This window comes from Paenibacillus sp. TSM33 (genome assembly GCF_056099025.1).
The window spans coordinates 284,211-302,653 of record NZ_JBLZXB010000010.1 but is presented as its reverse complement, the minus strand read 5'-3'; the positions used below and the strand labels follow the sequence as shown (position 1 = coordinate 302,653).

The following is an 18,443-nucleotide window of genomic DNA, read 5'->3' as shown; positions in this document are numbered from 1 at the left end:
AGGAGATTCAGAGTCGACAGTAAAAGAGTGGATTCATAAAAAACAAGACTGTATTCTTTAATTTCCGTCAGCCCAAATCGACAATGATAAACTGTCGGCTGCTATCTATGCCTATCGTTAAACCTATCGACAGCAAAAAAGGATGTTTCAGGCCTACGGCCATGAAAACACCCCTTTATTGTTGTTCAATCTATCTTTGCTCATAAGCAGGTCCATGGAATGAGCGTTACTGCAATAGTATCAAGTAGCTGTTAAGCATTGCTGTTCTGTACTTTTTCACGATCCTTGCCTTTGTCAGATTGTCCTGCATTTTTATTGGCGGCATCCCGATCCAGCTGCATTTCTTCAACCGTCTTCACCTTAAGTCGTGCTGCTCCCTCATAAGATCGGGTTGGAATCAGATCGCCTGCAACCAAACGTTGGCGCGCTTCGGCAATCGCTGCTCTATATTGCGGCAACCATGCTTCCTGTGCCACTAGCATCTCATCGACCATCTGCCAAATTTCTTTCGGATTACACACCGCGCCAACTAGCGGGTCCATCATAAACGCTTGGCGCAGCAGCTTATCATCTCCATGTACAGCCGCTTCGACAGCCAAACGCTGAACGGAAATACTAACATTGCACACGGCAGCAGGACCGAGTGGCAGTTCTCCAACATGCGGCATGGAAATGCCATTCCGATCCACATATCCAGGGGCTTCAATAATCGCATCGTCCGGCAAGTTGGAAATTACACCATGATTAATGACATTAAAATGTCCCCGGTATACACGTCCTGTTTCCAGCCCTTCGATAATGTATGAGCCGTGCTCTTCACCGCGACTCTCCTCCTTGTACTCCAGTGGGTCTTCCTTCATCCAGTTGGGGAAATCTGTTTCAAACCAGTTGCGTCCTTCCGTACATACACGCAGATAGCCGCCTGTTTCTCCGTTGATCCAGTTTCCTAATTCAATCCAGTCCACAATTTCATTCGGACGCTTGCGATACCAAGGCACATATTCACTGAGATGACCATTCGACTCTGTGCTGTAATAGCCAAAACGACGAAGCATATCGATACGTACCTTTTCGGTGCGGCTAAATTCAGGGTGTTGTTCAAAAGCCTCCAGCAATCCGGCTGTCAGATCCTTGCCCTTATGTGAGGCCTGAATGTACCATGTTTGGTGATTGATTCCGGCGCATACAATGTCCACATCCTGCTTCTCCAGACCATACGCCTCGGCAATTTGGTGATGTCCATTCTGGACGCCGTGACATAGACCAACCGTACGCACGCCGCCGTACTTGTTGCAGGCCCAGGTCATCATCGCCATCGGGTTTGAGTAGTTCAGCAGCAGCACATCCGGTGCACTTAACTCGCGGATATCCTTGCAAATCTCCAGCATTTCAGCGATACCACGCTGACCATACATGATGCCTCCTGCACATAATGTATCGCCCACGCATTGATCCACACCGTATTTTAACGGAATATCCACATCGGTCGCAAAGGCCTCCAGACCTCCGACACGGATTGTACAAATGACGTATTTGGCATCCTTTAGAGCTACCTTTCGATCCGTAGAGGACTGTATTTGTATGGACAAGCCATTCTCACGAATATCCCGTTGACACAGTTCAGTAACCATATCCAGATTGTGCTGACTGATGTCCGTAAAAGCTACTTCAATATCGTTAAACTCCGGTACTGATAACAGATCTCGCAAAATTCCACGGGTAAAACCGATGCTTCCTGCTCCAATAAAAGCTACTTTAAATGACACGGCATTCAACCTCCGGTAATTAGAATTGTAATATACCGTCATTGTAGCAACATGCCAATGGAAAGCGTTATCAAAATCATGACCAGATTCGTAATTAGGTGTCAAAAATCCTAACTTTCGCATCAACAGATGCTGCTTGCCGCTGACGAAGCTGCGTGCGCTTCTTTTGTTTACTGTATAATGAGTTGTGTCTTTAAATATTCCCAAAGGAGCAAGACATGTCAAACCGTAAATGGACATTTATCCTTATCCCCGTCTTCCTGCTATTTGCCTGGCTGCTCTTTCAATTCACTCTGTCTTCTCTTCAAATTCACCAATTTGCAGAACAATTGAAGACGGTTTCACCAAATGACAGGGGCTCCGACACAAAAGTGGTATTGATATCGCAAGAGTTGGACAATTATTACTGGCGGTCCATTGAACAAGGAGCTCGAAAGGAAGCGGACCAGTACGGTATGAGGCTCGATTATATCGGACCGGACCGTATTAATCCATCCGAGCAGATCAAACTGCTGGATAAAGCGATCGCCGCCAAGGCGGATGCGATTCTGGTTCAAGGGATAAATGATCCAGAATATCGCCGATTAATCGATAAAGCGGCTGGACTTGGCATCCCTGTCATCACGATCGATACAGATGAGCCGGACTCCCGAAGGCTGGCTTACGTCGGAACGGATAACGAAGGAGCAGGAAAACAGATGGGTACACTGTTGGCGAAGGCCTCTGGGGAGCGTGGCGACATTGGAGTTATGATCAGCAGCGAGCGCGTCGAGAATCAGCGGCTCAGGCTTGCGGGATTTCGTTCCGTGATTAACCGCTATCCCAAGCTCCGCATTGTGGAGATTCGCTCCTCCAACATTTCACGTCTTCAGGCAGCCCAGCAAGCTCAGAACATGCTCACTCATTCTCCGCAGATTCGCTACATGGTCGGATTCAGTGCACTGGACGGCCTTGGCATTCTGGAAGCCTCGGAACGACGCGGAGCGCAGAACTTGCAAATTTTCGCTTTTGACGATATGACCGAGACGTTGAAAGCTATCAAAGATCACAAAATCGAGCTGACCCTTGTTCAACAGCCAATGGAAATGGGGGCTAAGGCGATAAAATTGCTGAATGATTATCTAAAGGGACATGATCCCCAGGAATTAACATACACCAGGGTGTATGAAGTGCATGCGGACGCTCCCGACAACATGTCCGGAGATGACAGACGATGACGATCAGAACGAAACTACTTCTGTTCATCCCTCTTCTAGTTGTGTTCGCCAATATCATCGCTTATTTTGTATTCCAAAGCGGAAAGGTCGTACAACAGAGCTACGATGAAATGCTTGGCCGAATTCTTCTTATCGAGCAAACCTCCGAATCGGCGGAGAGCAACTTAAATCTCCTATATGCCTATCTGCTCAATCCAAGAGACGACAAGGGTGTGCAGGGCCCGACAGAATACCAATTGAAACAGCTGAAAGGCAGAATCCAGAAAGTCTCCGACTCGACTGATCCTTCTTTTGCCGAGGAGGACTACATGAATCTGTTAGCCACGTTTCTTGAACAGAAACAAGCTGCAGTTCTGGATGCAAAGGCACAAGATCCTCAATCGGCTTTTGAACATTATATTGAAGCGGAGAAAAACGTCGGCTATATTCATGAGGAGGGCCAGCGACTGATCGATGCTGAACTGGCTTATTACCGGCCACTCATCGAAAACATTCGGAACAAGAATGAGCAAATGAACGGCTTGGGAGTGGCGTTGTTCGGCATGAACGCGCTGATGGGGGTTTTGCTTGCCATCTGGGTCTCTCGCAGTATTACTGGTCCTGTCGGCAGACTTGTCGGACTGGCGAAGCGAATCGCTACAGGCGATCTGAATATCAAGCCCCAGCCGCGACGGGATGACGAACTGGGCGTACTGTCAGACGCCATCTCGCAAATGTCCGCTGATTTGAGCATTCTTATCGAAAAGGATAAACAGAGTCTGGAAATGCGGCGGCTTGTAAAGGAGCTAGAGCTTCTGGCCCTGCAAAATCAAATTAACCCGCACTTTTTGTTCAATACCTTAAATGTGCTCTCCAAACTGGCGATCCTGGAAGGGGCGGAGAAGACCAGCGACCTAATCGTTTCGCTGTCTAATCTGCTACGGTACAGTCTGCAAAAGCTGGACAAGCCCGTAACGCTTCAGGAGGAACTGGATCATATAAGCGAATACGTAACCATCCAGCAGGCGCGCTTCCGGGACAGAATTCGCTTTGATCTTCACTTTGACGCTTCCGTACTTCAGCAGCAAATTCCGGCCTTGACGATCCAGCCGTTTATTGAAAACGCTTTTCTTCATGGTGTGGCAGATATGGAACACGGAGCCATTATCACATTAACGCTGTCGAGAGCGGGCGAGAATGTGCAAATTGAAATTTCGGACAACGGAAAGGGCATGACAGAGGAAACCCGACTGTCCGTGCTCCGTCTTGAAGGCGGAGCCGAAAGCGGCAGTTCAACAGGACTTGGAATGCAGAATGTGTTTAGGCGACTGCAGTTATTCTACGGAAAGGAAGGAATGGTTGAAATCAGTAGCAATACTGGACGAGGCACTACCATAACAATACAAATTCCAGTCAAGAAGGAGAGTGAGCAAACGAATGTATCGGTTGTTGATCGCGGATGACGAGGCTTTGGAAAGAGAAGGCCTGGAATTGATAGTGGAACGGGCGATGCCGGGGGTATTTCGGTTTATTCATGCCGACAACGGACGCATGGCGATCGAATCCGCAGAAGAGCACCGTCCCCATATTGCCATTCTGGATATCAATATGCCCGGAATCGACGGACTTGGAGCGCTTCGTGAATTAAAGGAGCGCCTTCCTGATACCCGCTTCGTGCTCGTTACTGCCTACGATTATTTTGCTTATGCACGTGAGGCACTCTCTTTGGGCGTAAAAGAATATATTCTGAAGCCGGCGAAGCGAGAACTAATCATCAGTACACTGAAACGACTGATTGAAGAAATTGAATGCGAGAAGCGAGCACGCACGGAAAAATTGGAGCTTAGGCACAAAATCTCACAGCTGATGCCGCTCGCAGAAAATGAGCTGGCTTTAATGCTTATGGTCGACCAGACGGTGGATTCGAGCGCTTCTCAACTGTCGGAATGGCTGGACTTTCCTCTTGATCAGGGAAGCGCCATCATTGCTGCCTTTGAAGGATATGCAGACGAGCAGGACAAAAAGAAAATTTACGATCATTTCCGAAGCTATGTAAAAACACATGGTCCCAATTCCATTGTGAGCTCCCTGATCGACCATCATGTGGCCACTTTTTTACAAAAGCCGCCTGCCACCAGCGAAAACGACTGGCAACAGCTGATTAAGCATCTTGTTCAGCAACTCTCCGAGCTGGCCCAGCAGCAATTTGGCATAAAAACGGCTATTGGAATCGGCTCGCTGCATAGCGGCGAGGAAGGACTCCGCAAGTCCTATTTCGAAGCCGTTTTTGCCTCCACTCTACGCAAGCGCGATGGAGGTTACTGCCACTTTGATGAACTGAAGTCGTCAGAAGCTGGAAACGCCTCTGTACTTGCCGTCAAAGAGGAGAATGGAATGCTTCAGCAGACGTACGTCATGTCAGCATTACAACGAATACGCGAACAGCGGGAGGTTCAAACACTGACTATGCTGGGCAGAGCAAAAATGTATATTGAGGAACGGTTTAACGATGATCTTTCACTGGAAGAAGTGGCTGATTTCGTCCACTTGAATCCTCACTACTTCAGTAAAATTTTTAAACAGGAATACGGAGAGACGTTCATCGACTTCGTAACCCGGCTACGGATTGATAAAGCTATTTCCCTGATCAAGGAGGGAAACCTTGCCCTGAAGGAAATCAGCTTTGAAGTGGGTTATAAGGATCCTAACTATTTTAGCCGTGTCTTTAAGAAGATAACAGGCGTTCCTCCCACGGAGTTCAAAGGCCAAAAATCGTAGAGCTTCCTCCATGCCGACCATCGGCATGGATTTTTTTAAGCTCGAATGACAAGGTAATGCTAGATTTAGCCCCTCCGTCTCCAATTCGGAAACCGAAGCCAAAATCGTGCGGGAAAAGGTCCGTTTATTGAAGACGATCACCGGCCTTTCTTTTATAAGCGCATGTTATACTTCTCCTCGAAGAACGGAATGAGGTTCTAGGAATCTGGAGGGGAGATGATCATATGGGAGTAATCATCCATAATGAAAGCGCTCAACAGAAAGCGCTTCAATCAGAAAAACCCAATATGCTTTTTGTGACGCTGGTATCCATCGTAGCTGCGCTTGGAGGCATACTGTTCGGTTTTGATATCGCGGTAGTTTCGGGAGCAGTTGAATTCCTACAGCAGCGTTTTTCGCTGAGCGAATTTCAGGTTGGTTGGGCGGTGTCGAGTCTGATTGTAGGAAGTATCACGGGGGCGGCTCTCTCCGGCTACATGAGTGAAAGGATCGGCCGAAAAAAGGTATTGCTGGCCGCTGGATTTTTATTCGTCATCGGCTCGATCTGCTCTGCAATTCAAGATACGTTCACCGGATATGTTATCTTTCGCATGATCGGCGGCGTCGGCATAGGAATCACTTCCACCATTTGTCCGGTGTATAACGCAGAGATCGCTCCCGCCAAATACCGTGGCCGTTTGGTTGCTTTAAATCAGCTGGCGATCGTAACGGGCATTTTCCTGGTTTATTTTCAAAATTCATGGATCGTTAGCTTGGGGGATGAAGCCTGGGGTGTCTCAACAGCCTGGCGCTGGATGTTCGGAGTGGGAGCTGTTCCGGGACTGATCTTTATGCTCTTGATGCTCTTCATACCCGAAAGCCCGAGATGGCTTATCAAACAGAATCGACCTTATGAAGCGTTGCCGATTCTGCTGAAAATTCACGGTGAAGAAGCCGCTAAGCAGGAAGTGCGTGATATCAAGGAATCGTTCAAAAATGAAAACAACTCATTTAAACAATTGTTCGCGCCTGGTATTCAAATCGCTCTCTTTATCGGTATCATGCTCGCCATTATGCAGCATATTACCGGCATCAATGCCATTTTGTATTATGCACCGGTCATCTTTAAAGGAATGGGACTCGGTACGGACGCTTCTTTGACCCAGACCATCTGGATCGGGTTGATCAATGTGTTGTTTACCATCGTATCCGTATGGCTGATCGACAAAGCGGGACGAAAAGTGCTGATGATGATCGGTACCTCTTTGATGACCCTCTGCTTGATCATTATTGGAGCCGCATTCAAAATGGGTCTAACCACTGGACCGCTCGTGCTTATCATGATATTGATCTACGTGGCCTCCTACGCTATATCGCTTGGGCCAATTGTATGGGTCATGATCTCGGAGATCTTTCCGAACCGCATTCGCGGCAAAGCTGTCGCCATTGCTTCGATGGCCTTATGGGCCGGCGATTATCTGGTCTCCCAGGCATTCCCTCCTCTGCTGAGTTCAGCCGGTCCGTCCAATACCTTCTGGATATTCGGAGCCATCTCGTTGTTCGTCGTAGTCTTTATATGGCGTAAGGTTCCCGAAACCAAGGGGAGATCGCTTGAACAGATGGAAAATATGTGGCTCGGAAAATAATCCAACTTTAGCTTTCAAGAAGCCCGATACGTTTTATAATGCTTGAAATCATACAACCTCTGAATTCATACCGACCTAAATCGGCAATGGTTCAGAGGCTTCTTTTTAGTCCCCATCCTCCTCTGCATAATTCCTCACATCTCGCTCGACGGCGGTGCGGTATTCAACAGGAGTTTTGCCTGTGTGCTTTTTAAACAACATGTGGAAATACTGTCTGCTGGCTACACCTACATAATCGGCAATTTCTTGAATAGGAATGTCCGTTTGTTGAAGCAGCATACGGGCTTTGTCCATTCGTAGCATCGTTAAATACGCGGTAAGCGTTAGCCCTGTATGTTTTTTGAAAATTCGATGCAAATACCCCGGATGCAAATTGACGGCTGCGGCCATGTCCTTGACTGCAATATCCCGGTCATAGTTCAGATGGAGAAATTCAATGCATCGCTTAACGTACATATCTGTTTGCTGTGTATTGCTGCGCTCTGCCTCTTCCCGTAGACGCGCAATTCGTACGAGTAATTGCATAAAAAGCATTTCTGCCATGGCACCCGGTTGTTCTTTTCGTTGATCGAGCTCCAGCACGAGACTTTTCAGCGCATAGTATACCTCTTCCAGGTCGGATAGTACCAAATACGGGAATGGACGTGACATAAAGGCTGTGACTTCCTGCTCCTCCGCTGCTATTTGTTGGATAGACGGTCCTACCCTCACCCCTTCCTTAAAGCCAAACTCTACATTCAGCATCCGGCACGGTTGTTCTCCTTCCACCACCAACCGATGCGGGACGCCTGCGTCCAACATAATAAACTCGCCTTTGCGCAGCGTAATGCTTTCCTCCGTATTCTTTCCAGTTTGTACATCTACCCTGCACAAGCCAGAAATCATATACATAATTTCAGTGGAATGATGATCGTGGTAAGACATCGTATAGTCACGCCATTGCTTGTAATAGTAAGCAAAAAAACGGGGAATATAATCCCCGTCCCGCAGTCCTGGCTCAAACAGACTTCCGTTCATCCCCGCACCTCCGCGAAATAAATAAGGCTAATATGACAACGTATATGTACCCGTTCTATTTCCACAGTTTAGCAGACTGAGCCGTGTTATTCTATGGTGTCCACCTGTCTTAAACAGAGGATTCATCACTTTCTGTACTTAAATATTGAACCAGCATCCCTACAAATCGGTTAGCAATGTTTATATCCTGAAATTCGCTATTCCAATCTTCCTTGGAAGTCAAACTCATTTTCTGGAGTAACGCCATCATAGACGTGAAGATAAAATGAGCAGTCTTTAAGGATTCATCATCCGACTTTAAGGATCCATCTTGGATTCCGGCTTCCAGAGCAGCTATCAGGAAATGTCGTTCCTTTCCTCGACTAATAAAATTATTGTACTTTTCTTTGAGTTCATGATCTGAATCATAAGCTTCGTAATGCAGATCAAATAACAAAATAAACTTGATATATTCCGGGTGTCGCCTCGCATAATCAATCCATGCATCAAGCATCGAAGTAAGCATCTGCTTACCATTCATGTCGGCTGAAGGTGCTCTTCTAACAAAATCGGTCATGCTCTCAAGGATCTCCATTTGGACCTCAAAAATCAGTTCGTTCATAGACTGAAAATGCTTATAGAATGTAACCCGACTTACACCAGCCACATGGCATACATCCTTAATATTCACTTTGAGAAAGCTCTGCTTCATAAAAAGTTCCTTCGCAGACGCAATGAGTTCTTCCCGATTTTTGTTTTTCAAATTTTGGTGCCAGTTCTCAGTCATTAGCAACCATCCGTTTCTCATTTTTTGATGTTTGAAAGGTTAAGAAAAGGGCAGATGCAAGGATTAGTGCACCAAAAATATAAGGAATATGAATGTGTTTGTCAAACAACAAACCCGCTAAAATAGGCCCCAATATATTGCCTAGGCTGGTATACGTCGTATTCAGTCCGGCAGCATATCCTTGACGATCTCCAGCCGAGTTGGCGATCATTGTACTTACTGTTGGCCTTAAGAAAGCATTAAAGGCAAAAAACAGAGCCGATACCACCAGCAGATAACCTAAATTGATTTTAATGATCATTAAAAGTAAAGCTATGGCAGTCATGACCAAAGAGATGCGTATGAGCTTCATCTCGCCAAGTCTCTTGATGAGATAATCAAGTAACCATATTTGCACCACAATGCCTATGATGGCACCAACCGTAATGATCATTGAGATTTTAGTGGCATCAAAACCGTATTTTCGTTCCACAAAAAGAGCATATACCGTTTCGTAATTCATCAAACCTAATGTCATAATCAATATGAGGAGAAGATAACGAAAATAGGACGTCCGAAATGAATTCAGGATTTGCTTTCGAATGGGCTCCCTACGGCCCCATTGTCCAACAGGTTTTCGTTGTTCTTTGGGGAGTGTCTCTGGCATATATAAGCTAAGCAGCGTTGCTACAAGTCCAAGCCCACCAGCAAAAAAATAGGGTACCCTAATACCCAACTCAGCAATCATACCGCCTAACCCTGGACCAAGTACCATTCCCAAATTCATGGAAGCACCCAAGTACCCCATTCCTTTAGCGCGCGTTTCAGGAGTAGTAATGTCAGCAATGTAGGCCATATTGGAAGGAACCATTAATCCAATACCCATCCCCCCAATAAACCTGGCAATATACAGAAGGGGCAATGCCGTAGATACAGCAAACATGAGATCCGAAATGACGGTTAAAAATAGACCGATGATGATCATTGATTTTCGCCCGTATCTATCCGAAAGCTGACCACCTAGAGGTGAAAAAATAAACTGTGCCGCTCCAAAAGCGGCAATAAGATACCCTGCAGCAGCTCCTGCCGCATTAAATTGTTTCAGATATTCAGGCAGAATGGGAATCACCATGCCTTGACCCAGTAAAGCAATAAACAGATTCAGCATCAAAATAAAAAGTGGAAATGTAGCAGACTTAGGTAAGCTGCTCATGGTTGTAGCCCCCTCCAATTGTTTACACAATGTAACTCTTTACTATGTGTAAACCATATTAGTTGAAATAGGGGCCATTGTAAATAAAAATACATACCTAGTTGAGCCAAGCTCATACGGAAAGAGACCTTTTGATGCTGGATTTACACATGAGGCTCCCGTTTTGCAAACTCTTGTAGCATACCTCTTATTTGTTCTACCAATATAGCAGGTGCTTTCTTAGGTGAACCGGTGTCAAACGGAGGCTGAGGATCGTATTCCAAAATCAACTGGACTCCCTTACTCATATCTTCGCCCAGTTCCCATGCGATTAGCTGGAGTGCCATGTCAATACCAGAGGAGACACCGGCTGCTGTAACGATTTTGCCCTGAAGGACCACTCTCTCATCTGTTGGAATGGCTCCAAGAGATCGGAGCAGATCTAAGGAACCCCAGTGACTGGTGGCTATGACTCCATCTAGCAAGCCTGCGGCGCTTAAAATCAGAGAGCCATTACAAACCGATGTGGTCCATTTTGTAGTTTCATGTACTTGGCGAATCCAATTTAATGTTTCTTCGTCATTCATTGGAGTTTTATAATTTGGCGGACTGCAACCTGGAACAACAAGAATGTCAGCTGACGATACTTCAGAAAAACTGTAATCGGCATGCAAATAACCCATGTTTGAGTCCAGTTTGACTAATCCCTTTTTCTTAGCGACAAACTTCACTTCACATTTCAATGTAGCGGCAAATACATCATATGGACCTATTGCATCTAATGCTGTGATTCCATCGAAAAGCATGATTGCGACTTTCATGATGATATCTCCTTTAAGGTAGAATTTTATGGTTACACGCCTATGTTAACATACATATACGGGGTATGGGTATATTAAATATGAAATCAGTAAGTATCTCCATTTCAAACATCTCTGATCACAAATACGGATTGGGCAATATCTATGTTAAGTCTTTAATTATACGTACCTGTAAAAAGACATACTTAAAAAGGACTACCCCACGGTAGCCCTTTCTAAATATGCATGTAAATCTGTTGATCAAATCTGCTTATGAGCTTTGTTTTCTCAACTGACCATAATATAAATCACTATAAAAGCCTTTGTAAGCCAGCAACTCCTCATGGGAGCCCTGCTCGTCCAGACGGCCTTCCTTTAAGACCAAAATCCGGTCAGCCTGACGAATGGTATTCAACCGATGCGCAATAACAAAACTTGTCCGCCCCTGCATGAGCCGCTCCAGTCCTTCCTGGATTTTCATCTCGGTAATGGTGTCGATACTGCTGGTCGCCTCGTCGAGTACCAGAATAGAAGGGTTGGCCAAAATCGCACGAGCAATCGCCAGCAGCTGCTTTTGCCCTTGACTGATGCCGCTGCCGTTCGCTTCCAGCACCTTGTCGTACCCGTCCTTCATCCGCATGATAAAGGAGTGGGCGTTAGCCAGTTTCGATGCTTGTTCAACCTCCTCATCAGTGGCATCCAGCCTGCCGAAGCGGATATTTTCACGAATAGTCCCCTGAAACAGGAAGGTGTCCTGTAGCACAAACGCCATACGGGAGCGCAAGCTTTCACGCTCTATGGTCGTAATGTCGCGCCCATCCAGCGTAATCGTTCCCTTGTCTGGGCTATAGAACCTGGAAAGGAGCTGGATCAGTGTCGTTTTTCCTGCTCCAGTCGGACCGACGAGCGCGATCATCTCACCAGGTTTAGCTTCAAAAGAGATGGCTTCCAGCGTAGCGCTTCCCTCATCATAACCAAAGGAAACATCCGTAAACTGCACAGCTCCCTCCACATGCTTCAGCTTTACTGCGCCGCGTTCATCCTTGGACTCTTCATCTTCGTCCAATATTTCAAATACGCGCTCAGCTCCGGCAATGGCGGACAATAGTGTATTCCACTGGTTTGCCAAATCGTTCAGCGGTCTCGTGAACTGGCGGGCATACTCTACAAATACGATAATCGTCCCTATCGTAATCGAGCCGCGAATGGCCAAAATTCCACCGATCCCTGCTACAATGGCAAAGCTGAGATTATTCAGTCCATTCATCAGCTTGGGGATAAAGCCAGAAATCGTTTGCGCCCAGAAGCCCGACAGCCGAATGCGGTCATTACGCTCACGAAAACCACGGATGACTCTTTTTTCCTGTGAAAATGCTTTAATAATCTGCTGACCGGACAGCGTTTCTTCGATGTATCCGTTCAGTTCGCCCAAGTTCTTCTGCCGTTCCTTATATAAAGGCCCGGTGCGGCGTGTAATCCAGCGCATCCCGGCTGCCATTAATGGCACTACGATAAAGGTTAGCAGAGTCATTAGCGGGCTTAACCACAGCATCACTGTGAGTGTACCCATTAGTGTCAATATGCTTGAGAAAATCTGAATAGCCGAGCTGTTCAGCGTAGAACTGACATTTTCAATATCATTGGTTATACGACTCATGATTTCTCCCTGCTGACGTTTGCCATAGAAAGGAATGGGGAGTCGATGCAAATGTGAAAACAGATCGAAACGCATGCGGTATACTGTCTCTTGGGCAATCTCAATCATCCAGATGTTTTGCAGCCAGGAGGTCAGCGAGTTCAGCAGATATACAGCCCCTAATCCGACGAGGAAATAAATCCATGTACGCCCACCCGGACCTTCGAGAAAATCATCCACCGCTACACCGACCAGATATGGAGCCAGCAGCGACAGCCCTGAGCTGAGCAACACCATGAATAGGACCAGCATTAGCTTGGCCTTGCGACGGGCCAGATAAGCCCATATTCGCCCTACCGTGCCAGACCAGTTCTTCGCTTTGGCCTTGCTTCGCCCCTCAGCACCTGCCGGGTTTCGCAGCACACCGGATTCCGGCGTAGGCTGACGGAACGGTTCAATGAGTTCCTTGAGCATGCGACTCCTCCTTTCCGTATTGTGATTCATAGATACGTCGATACAGTTCTGAGCTATTCATGAGATGTTCATGGTCTCCACTAGCTATCAGACGCCCCTCATCCAGCAGTAAAATCTGATCTGCTGATGCAGTTGAACTGATCTTCTGCGTGATGAGAAATGTCGTACAGGACAGGCCATCGAGTGCATTCAGCAATGCGGTTTCCGTCCCCACATCCAGCGCACTTGTGCTGTCGTCCAGAATCAGCACTGCCGGCTGACGCACCAATGCGCGGGCAATCGACAGCCGCTGCTTCTGTCCGCCGGACAGATTAACACCACGCTGTCCGAGCATGGTGTCATAGCCTTGTGGCAAGCGTTCAATCATATGATGGATTTGTGCCATGCGCGCGGCTTCCTGAATCTGCTCCAGACTGGCATGCTCTAGCCCCCAGGCAATATTATCCCGAATCGAGCCGGTAAATAGCAGCACCTCTTGGGGGACGTAGCCAATCGCCTCACGTAGTATGGAGCCATCCATTTGACGAGCGTCCTTTCCGTCAAAGCGTACATGACCTGCATCTTCTTCATACAGACGTGTAATCAACTGTACAAGTGAGGATTTGCCCGAACCAGTAGCTCCCATAATAGCGATCCGCTCACCCGGTCGTGCCTTAAAGGATATATCCTTTAACACAGCCAAATCACTGCCCGGATAATGAAAGCTCACCCGATCCATTTCCACTTGTCCCTCAATTCGTGTGTCCTGTGTGGGAACAGTCTCCAGCTCGCGTCCTTCTTCATTAGGTGTTTCCAAAACCTCTCGAATCCGCCCTGTAGATGCAGTTGCCCGGGAAAATACCACAACGATACCAGATAAGGCAGACAAAGCTCCAATCGTCCGCAGGGAATAATTGACGACTGCTACCACCTGTCCTACACTGGCATCTCCAGTAGAAATTTGGCCGCGCCCAAACCAAAGTACTGCAATAATCCCTGCATTCATCGTAAACAAAATGAACGGCATCGTCGTTTCTGTCCAGCGTAGAGCGAACACCGTCCCTTTCATCAATTCACTTCCGTAATGAGCAAAACGTTCAATTTCATGCTGCATCCGCACAAAAACCCGGATAAGCCGAATGCCTGTCAGATTCTCCTGAATTACTCCATTAACGTCATCCAAGCGTCGCTGGACACTTTTAAACAAAGTGACAGTCCTCCGCATCATTACCAGCACAAATATGAACAGCACTGGGGCCATAACCGCCAGTAACAGCCCAAGCCTAAAATGGACAACCAAAGCCATCACAATACTGCCGATCACCACCAACGGAACTCGTGTCATAAATCGCAAGCTCATAAATACCGTATCTTGTACTTGCGTGACATCTCCCGTCAAGCGCGTAATCAGCGACGAAGTAGCAAACCGTTTGAACACCGGATAAGAAAAGGATTGCACCTTTTGATACAGCTTTTCCCGCACATCATAGCCAAAACCCTGACTTGCATGTGAAGCAAAAAAGGAGCTAGATATCCCGGCCATAAAAGCGATAACGACACTGCCCACCAGTACACCGCCCCATAACCAGACGACGGGCAAATCCTGCTGTCGAATGCCCTCATCTATGATTTTGGAGATTAAAAACGGCTGCGATAACTCTACCGCCAGTTCCAGCAGCATCATCACAAGCGCCGCGATGGCTGGAACCCGATATTTTTTTAGAAAAGCGAACATCATGCCCACAAGTATTCCTCCAATGGCCCTTAGCCGTCCTTCCAGATCAGCGTCTAATGGTTATATCAATCAAAACCTGCTGTAGCACCATATATACGCACTTTATATGCACTATATTTTATTATACCCTCCTGAGGGTTTTCGTTTAACCAGCAAATTACAGGCTCCGGCTAAAAAAGACGCAAAAAAGAGAGCTTGTAAAATACAGCTCTCCTTCTGAACCACAAATTCAAGTTAACTTTCCTTGACGCTTACATGTTGGTAAAAAGCCTGCCCTCCAAATACATTGATACCAAAATGCCCTTCGGCAAACGTACCATCTTCCAAGTCAATCACCTGTTCATCATCTATCTCTATACGAAGGCGTAATCCTTCTGCTTGGATTTTGATGTGATAGGTTACTCCCGGCAGTACAAATCTTGGAACCTTGGCCAGCACTTGCTGCTCCTCGAATCGCCCCTCTTTTTTATAAAAAAGACGAATGGATGTCATGTTCGGGTCCAAATTCAAATAATAGCCACTCGATCCGTCAGCATTGGCACGGAAAATCATGGAACCAGCGCTCCCATTTCCATTCAGCTTCATATCAGCCTCATACGTAAAATCTTCCGCCTGCTCAGAAGCCATATAATTCGCATCGCTGATATAGCTTCCGCGCATACCATCTGCCGTCACCATCCAGCGGGATGCAGAGACATCCGGCTTCCAACCTGAAAGGTTGGTATAAAACATACCGCCGTGTACGGTAACAGAGGTACTTGCTCTTACCGTATCTCCCGGGAGGGAGGCTGTAACAACGGCTTCTCCAAGGGAAAGTGCCTCAACGATCGCGCTACCCTCATTTGACACGATCACCTTGACGACTGCGGGATTGCTGGATTCCCAATTCAGCAAATGTCCTTTTCTCCCGGAATGGTCCTCCACACTCGCATACAGACGTTTCGACTGTCCTTCCGCAAACTCCAGCTGAGTGTAATCCATCATCAGTCTGATGGGTGAAGCCTCTGTAACCCTCCAGCTATTGCGTAGCGCATACACATGAAGAGAAACAACTTTTACTTCACCACCTTGGGTATAGAAGCTCATCCCTCTACGCGCCGAATCTGGAAAAATGAGATCAGAAAATACGACTTCCCCATGATTACCAAACACCTCAACTGAGGATTCATCCACAAATATACGCATTTGAATCCGATTCCCGACGGGTGCCAGCAATGCTTCATGAAACGTTGAAAACAGGGGAGAGAAATCGGCAAGCCCTGAATCAGCACGGTTTACAAACATCTGTTGTACATCTGTTTTATAGCCGATTGTCGTTCTTTGTTCACCGCCTGCCCGTACGTAAAACCCAAAAGTCGATGCCATCCCAACGGAAGGGAATTCGAACTCCGCTTCAATCTCATAGGCACCCGCTTTCAAGCCTTCCAGTATATTCGGAGAAGATTCCGCGATACGCTCATGGTCTAGTGAACATAAATGGGAACGCAGCGAAGTCAGTTCGGATATAGGATGCTGTATTAAGCGGATGCCCTCACGGGTTGTTTTTAGCGATAACTCTCTCGGGATGCTGAACTGCCCCTTCCAGGGCGAAGTCGGAAAGCTGAACGGGTAGTCCCAATTCGTCATCCATGCCAGCATGATACGCCGCCCGCCGGGCATATTGGAGAAGGACATCGAGGCATAGAATTCCTTGCCCCAATCGGTTCTCAACACCTTTCCCGGCGGAAGATCATTTTGAAATTTGCCATCAGACGTCAGTTCACCGATAAAATATTCCGCATCCGAGCCTTGAGTGTTCGTGCTGGCTCCAGTGCTAATCATCAGCACCCACTTAGAGGTGTTGCCCTCGTCTACCGGAAGCGGGAATAAATCAGGACACTCCCATACGCCACCCCGTATATAATCGCCATAGCCAAAATTATCCGTCCAGCTCCAATCTAATAGGTTAGCGGAGGTAAAGAAGCGGATATGGTCACCTCCCGACACGACCATAATCCAGCGCTGATGCGCTTCATCCCATACCACTTTCGGATCACGAAAATCCCAGTTGCCAGGATCGTTTTCATTTTGGCCCGGATTCTCAATTACAATCGGACGTTCTTCTGAGTATTGCCATGTCCGTCCTCGGTCTGTGCTGTAAGCAAGGCCAATTCTTTGGTTTCCTTTGGGCTGATCGGGATTATAGGAGGTGTAATAAGCAATCAGCCCTTTCCCGCCATAGTCGCTGAACAAGCCGGAAGTATTGGTGAGATCAGCTACAACCGAGCCGGACCAGATATGGCCCAAATCATTCCACTTTAATGCAAAGGGAAGCCTTTTCCAATGCAGCAAATCCAGACTGACCGCATGTGCCCATTGTCCACCATCCTGATGGAATAGATGATATTCCCCCTCGAAATATACTAGTCCGTTGGGATCGCTTGCCGAACCTCTGGCAGGGGAATAATGATATTGCGGGCGATATTTTTCTGTATAGTAATTCGAGACAGAGGAAAGGTAGAAATCCTGAAAATAGGCCGTTCCGCCAGTTGCCTTCATACCTATAAAACCACTGGAATAACTGTTATCCACAATGTCAATCGCCGCAGGCGTGTAGCCATCTACAAACACGCAAATCCGCTCTCCGTGTGCGATGATTTCCAGACTATATTTACTGCTCGATGTATTCGGATATGCCATGACCGAGCTTGTAACCAACGCTCCATTCGCCTTTCTCAGATGTACTCGAACCTGCTGACCCTCACCTTGCACAGAAGCAACATATCCCTCTGTTCCCTTCGGATTCCCTCTGAAAAATAGTCCTGCTTCCATTCCCGGTTCAGAAGGATTCAGCGTCACACTGCCTTCCATGACCAGGTCGGCAGCTGTCGTACTAAATATTTTCAATGCTCCTTCAGAACTTGTTCCCTCAGCTTTTTGCCCTTTGAGGTCCGGTTGCCATTTTCCACGGATCAAGAGCGGTTCATCTACATTCGTATCCATATCACTGACTTGAATGTTCTGAAATAATGCCGACCCATTCCAGACATTCAGTCCCAAATATCCTGATGCATACGTCGTATCAACCACATCTATAATCGGGCTATACCCTTCATCCCAGTACACTTTAAGATGAGAGCCTTCCACCTTCACCTTGAAATGATAAATATCTCCTTTTTGTAATTTTACTGGCCGTTCCTCTTTCAGTCTTTCGAGATCACCGGCAGCATCGCGCAACCGCAATAATCCGGCGGACGGCACGATTTGAAGCATATAGGAAGACCATCCATCCTCACTGGAACGGAATACTAGGGTAGCGTCTGCCTGTATGTCTGTGACCATCACATCCGCTTCAAAATTAAAATCCTGCGATGTAGTTCCAGACATAGCCATCACATTTTCCTGTGGCTCTGACCTCAGCAAAAGTCCCTGGATGTTATTTTCTATGTGTCCCTGCCCTTTAATCTGCCAGTTCGTCAAATTCGTGCGGGTGTTTGTGAGCTCTATCCTCATCGCCAATT

General features: G+C 47.1%; 12 protein-coding genes. 4 read left to right on the top strand and 8 right to left on the bottom strand.

Going from position 1 to position 18,443, the window contains the following annotated elements; genetic code table 11:
* Window positions 1–251: 251 nt before the first annotated feature.
* Window positions 252–1,766 (bottom strand): alpha-galactosidase, encoded by a 1,515-nt coding sequence (melA, locus tag ACN6NF_RS05240; protein WP_474317512.1) that lies wholly within the window; start codon window positions 1,764–1,766, stop codon window positions 252–254.
* A 218-nt stretch (window positions 1,767–1,984) separates the two neighbouring features.
* On the opposite strand from melA, the gene ACN6NF_RS05235 reads away from it, so the two are divergent.
* From ACN6NF_RS05235 to ACN6NF_RS05220, 4 genes are all read left to right on the top strand, one after another.
* Window positions 1,985–2,983 (top strand): substrate-binding domain-containing protein, encoded by a 999-nt coding sequence (locus ACN6NF_RS05235; RefSeq protein WP_474315791.1) that lies wholly within the window; start codon window positions 1,985–1,987, stop codon window positions 2,981–2,983.
* Complete coding sequence (locus ACN6NF_RS05230; RefSeq protein WP_474315789.1) at window positions 2,980–4,425, top strand: sensor histidine kinase; 1,446 nt, start codon at window positions 2,980–2,982, stop codon at window positions 4,423–4,425. Before ACN6NF_RS05235 ends, ACN6NF_RS05230 begins: the two co-directional genes overlap by 4 nt.
* Window positions 4,400–5,740 carry a response regulator gene (locus ACN6NF_RS05225; protein WP_474315786.1) on the top strand — a complete coding sequence of 447 codons (1,341 nt, stop codon included), beginning with the start codon at window positions 4,400–4,402 and terminating at the stop codon, window positions 5,738–5,740. Before ACN6NF_RS05230 ends, ACN6NF_RS05225 begins: the two co-directional genes overlap by 26 nt.
* A gap of 224 nt (window positions 5,741–5,964) precedes the next feature.
* Window positions 5,965–7,365, top strand: coding sequence for a sugar porter family MFS transporter (locus ACN6NF_RS05220; RefSeq protein WP_474315784.1), 1,401 nt, complete (start codon window positions 5,965–5,967; stop codon window positions 7,363–7,365).
* Between the two features lie 105 nt (window positions 7,366–7,470).
* On the opposite strand, the gene ACN6NF_RS05215 is transcribed toward ACN6NF_RS05220, so the two are convergent.
* The 7 genes from ACN6NF_RS05215 to ACN6NF_RS05185 form a co-directional block, all read right to left on the bottom strand.
* Window positions 7,471–8,382, bottom strand: a complete 912-nt coding sequence (locus ACN6NF_RS05215; RefSeq protein ID WP_474315781.1) for a helix-turn-helix domain-containing protein — start codon at window positions 8,380–8,382, stop codon at window positions 7,471–7,473.
* 109 nt (window positions 8,383–8,491) lie between these two features.
* Complete coding sequence (locus ACN6NF_RS05210) at window positions 8,492–9,148, bottom strand: TetR/AcrR family transcriptional regulator (protein ID WP_474315779.1); 657 nt, start codon at window positions 9,146–9,148, stop codon at window positions 8,492–8,494.
* Window positions 9,141–10,340 (bottom strand): MFS transporter, encoded by a 1,200-nt coding sequence (locus ACN6NF_RS05205; RefSeq protein ID WP_474315776.1) that lies wholly within the window; start codon window positions 10,338–10,340, stop codon window positions 9,141–9,143. Before ACN6NF_RS05205 ends, ACN6NF_RS05210 begins: the two co-directional genes overlap by 8 nt.
* Before the next feature lie 143 nt (window positions 10,341–10,483).
* Entirely contained in the window at window positions 10,484–11,140 is a 657-nt protein-coding gene (locus tag ACN6NF_RS05200) for a DJ-1/PfpI family protein (RefSeq protein WP_474315774.1), read from the bottom strand.
* Window positions 11,141–11,390: 250 nt separating this feature from the next.
* Window positions 11,391–13,229: an ABC transporter ATP-binding protein gene (locus ACN6NF_RS05195; protein ID WP_474315771.1), complete on the bottom strand. Its 1,839-nt coding sequence runs from the start codon at window positions 13,227–13,229 to the stop codon at window positions 11,391–11,393.
* Window positions 13,210–14,946, bottom strand: coding sequence for an ABC transporter ATP-binding protein (locus ACN6NF_RS05190; RefSeq protein WP_474317510.1), 1,737 nt, complete (start codon window positions 14,944–14,946; stop codon window positions 13,210–13,212). Before ACN6NF_RS05190 ends, ACN6NF_RS05195 begins: the two co-directional genes overlap by 20 nt.
* Window positions 14,947–15,177: 231 nt before the next feature.
* Window positions 15,178–18,435 (bottom strand): GH32 C-terminal domain-containing protein, encoded by a 3,258-nt coding sequence (locus ACN6NF_RS05185; protein WP_474315768.1) that lies wholly within the window; start codon window positions 18,433–18,435, stop codon window positions 15,178–15,180.
* Window positions 18,436–18,443: the final 8 nt, after the last annotated feature.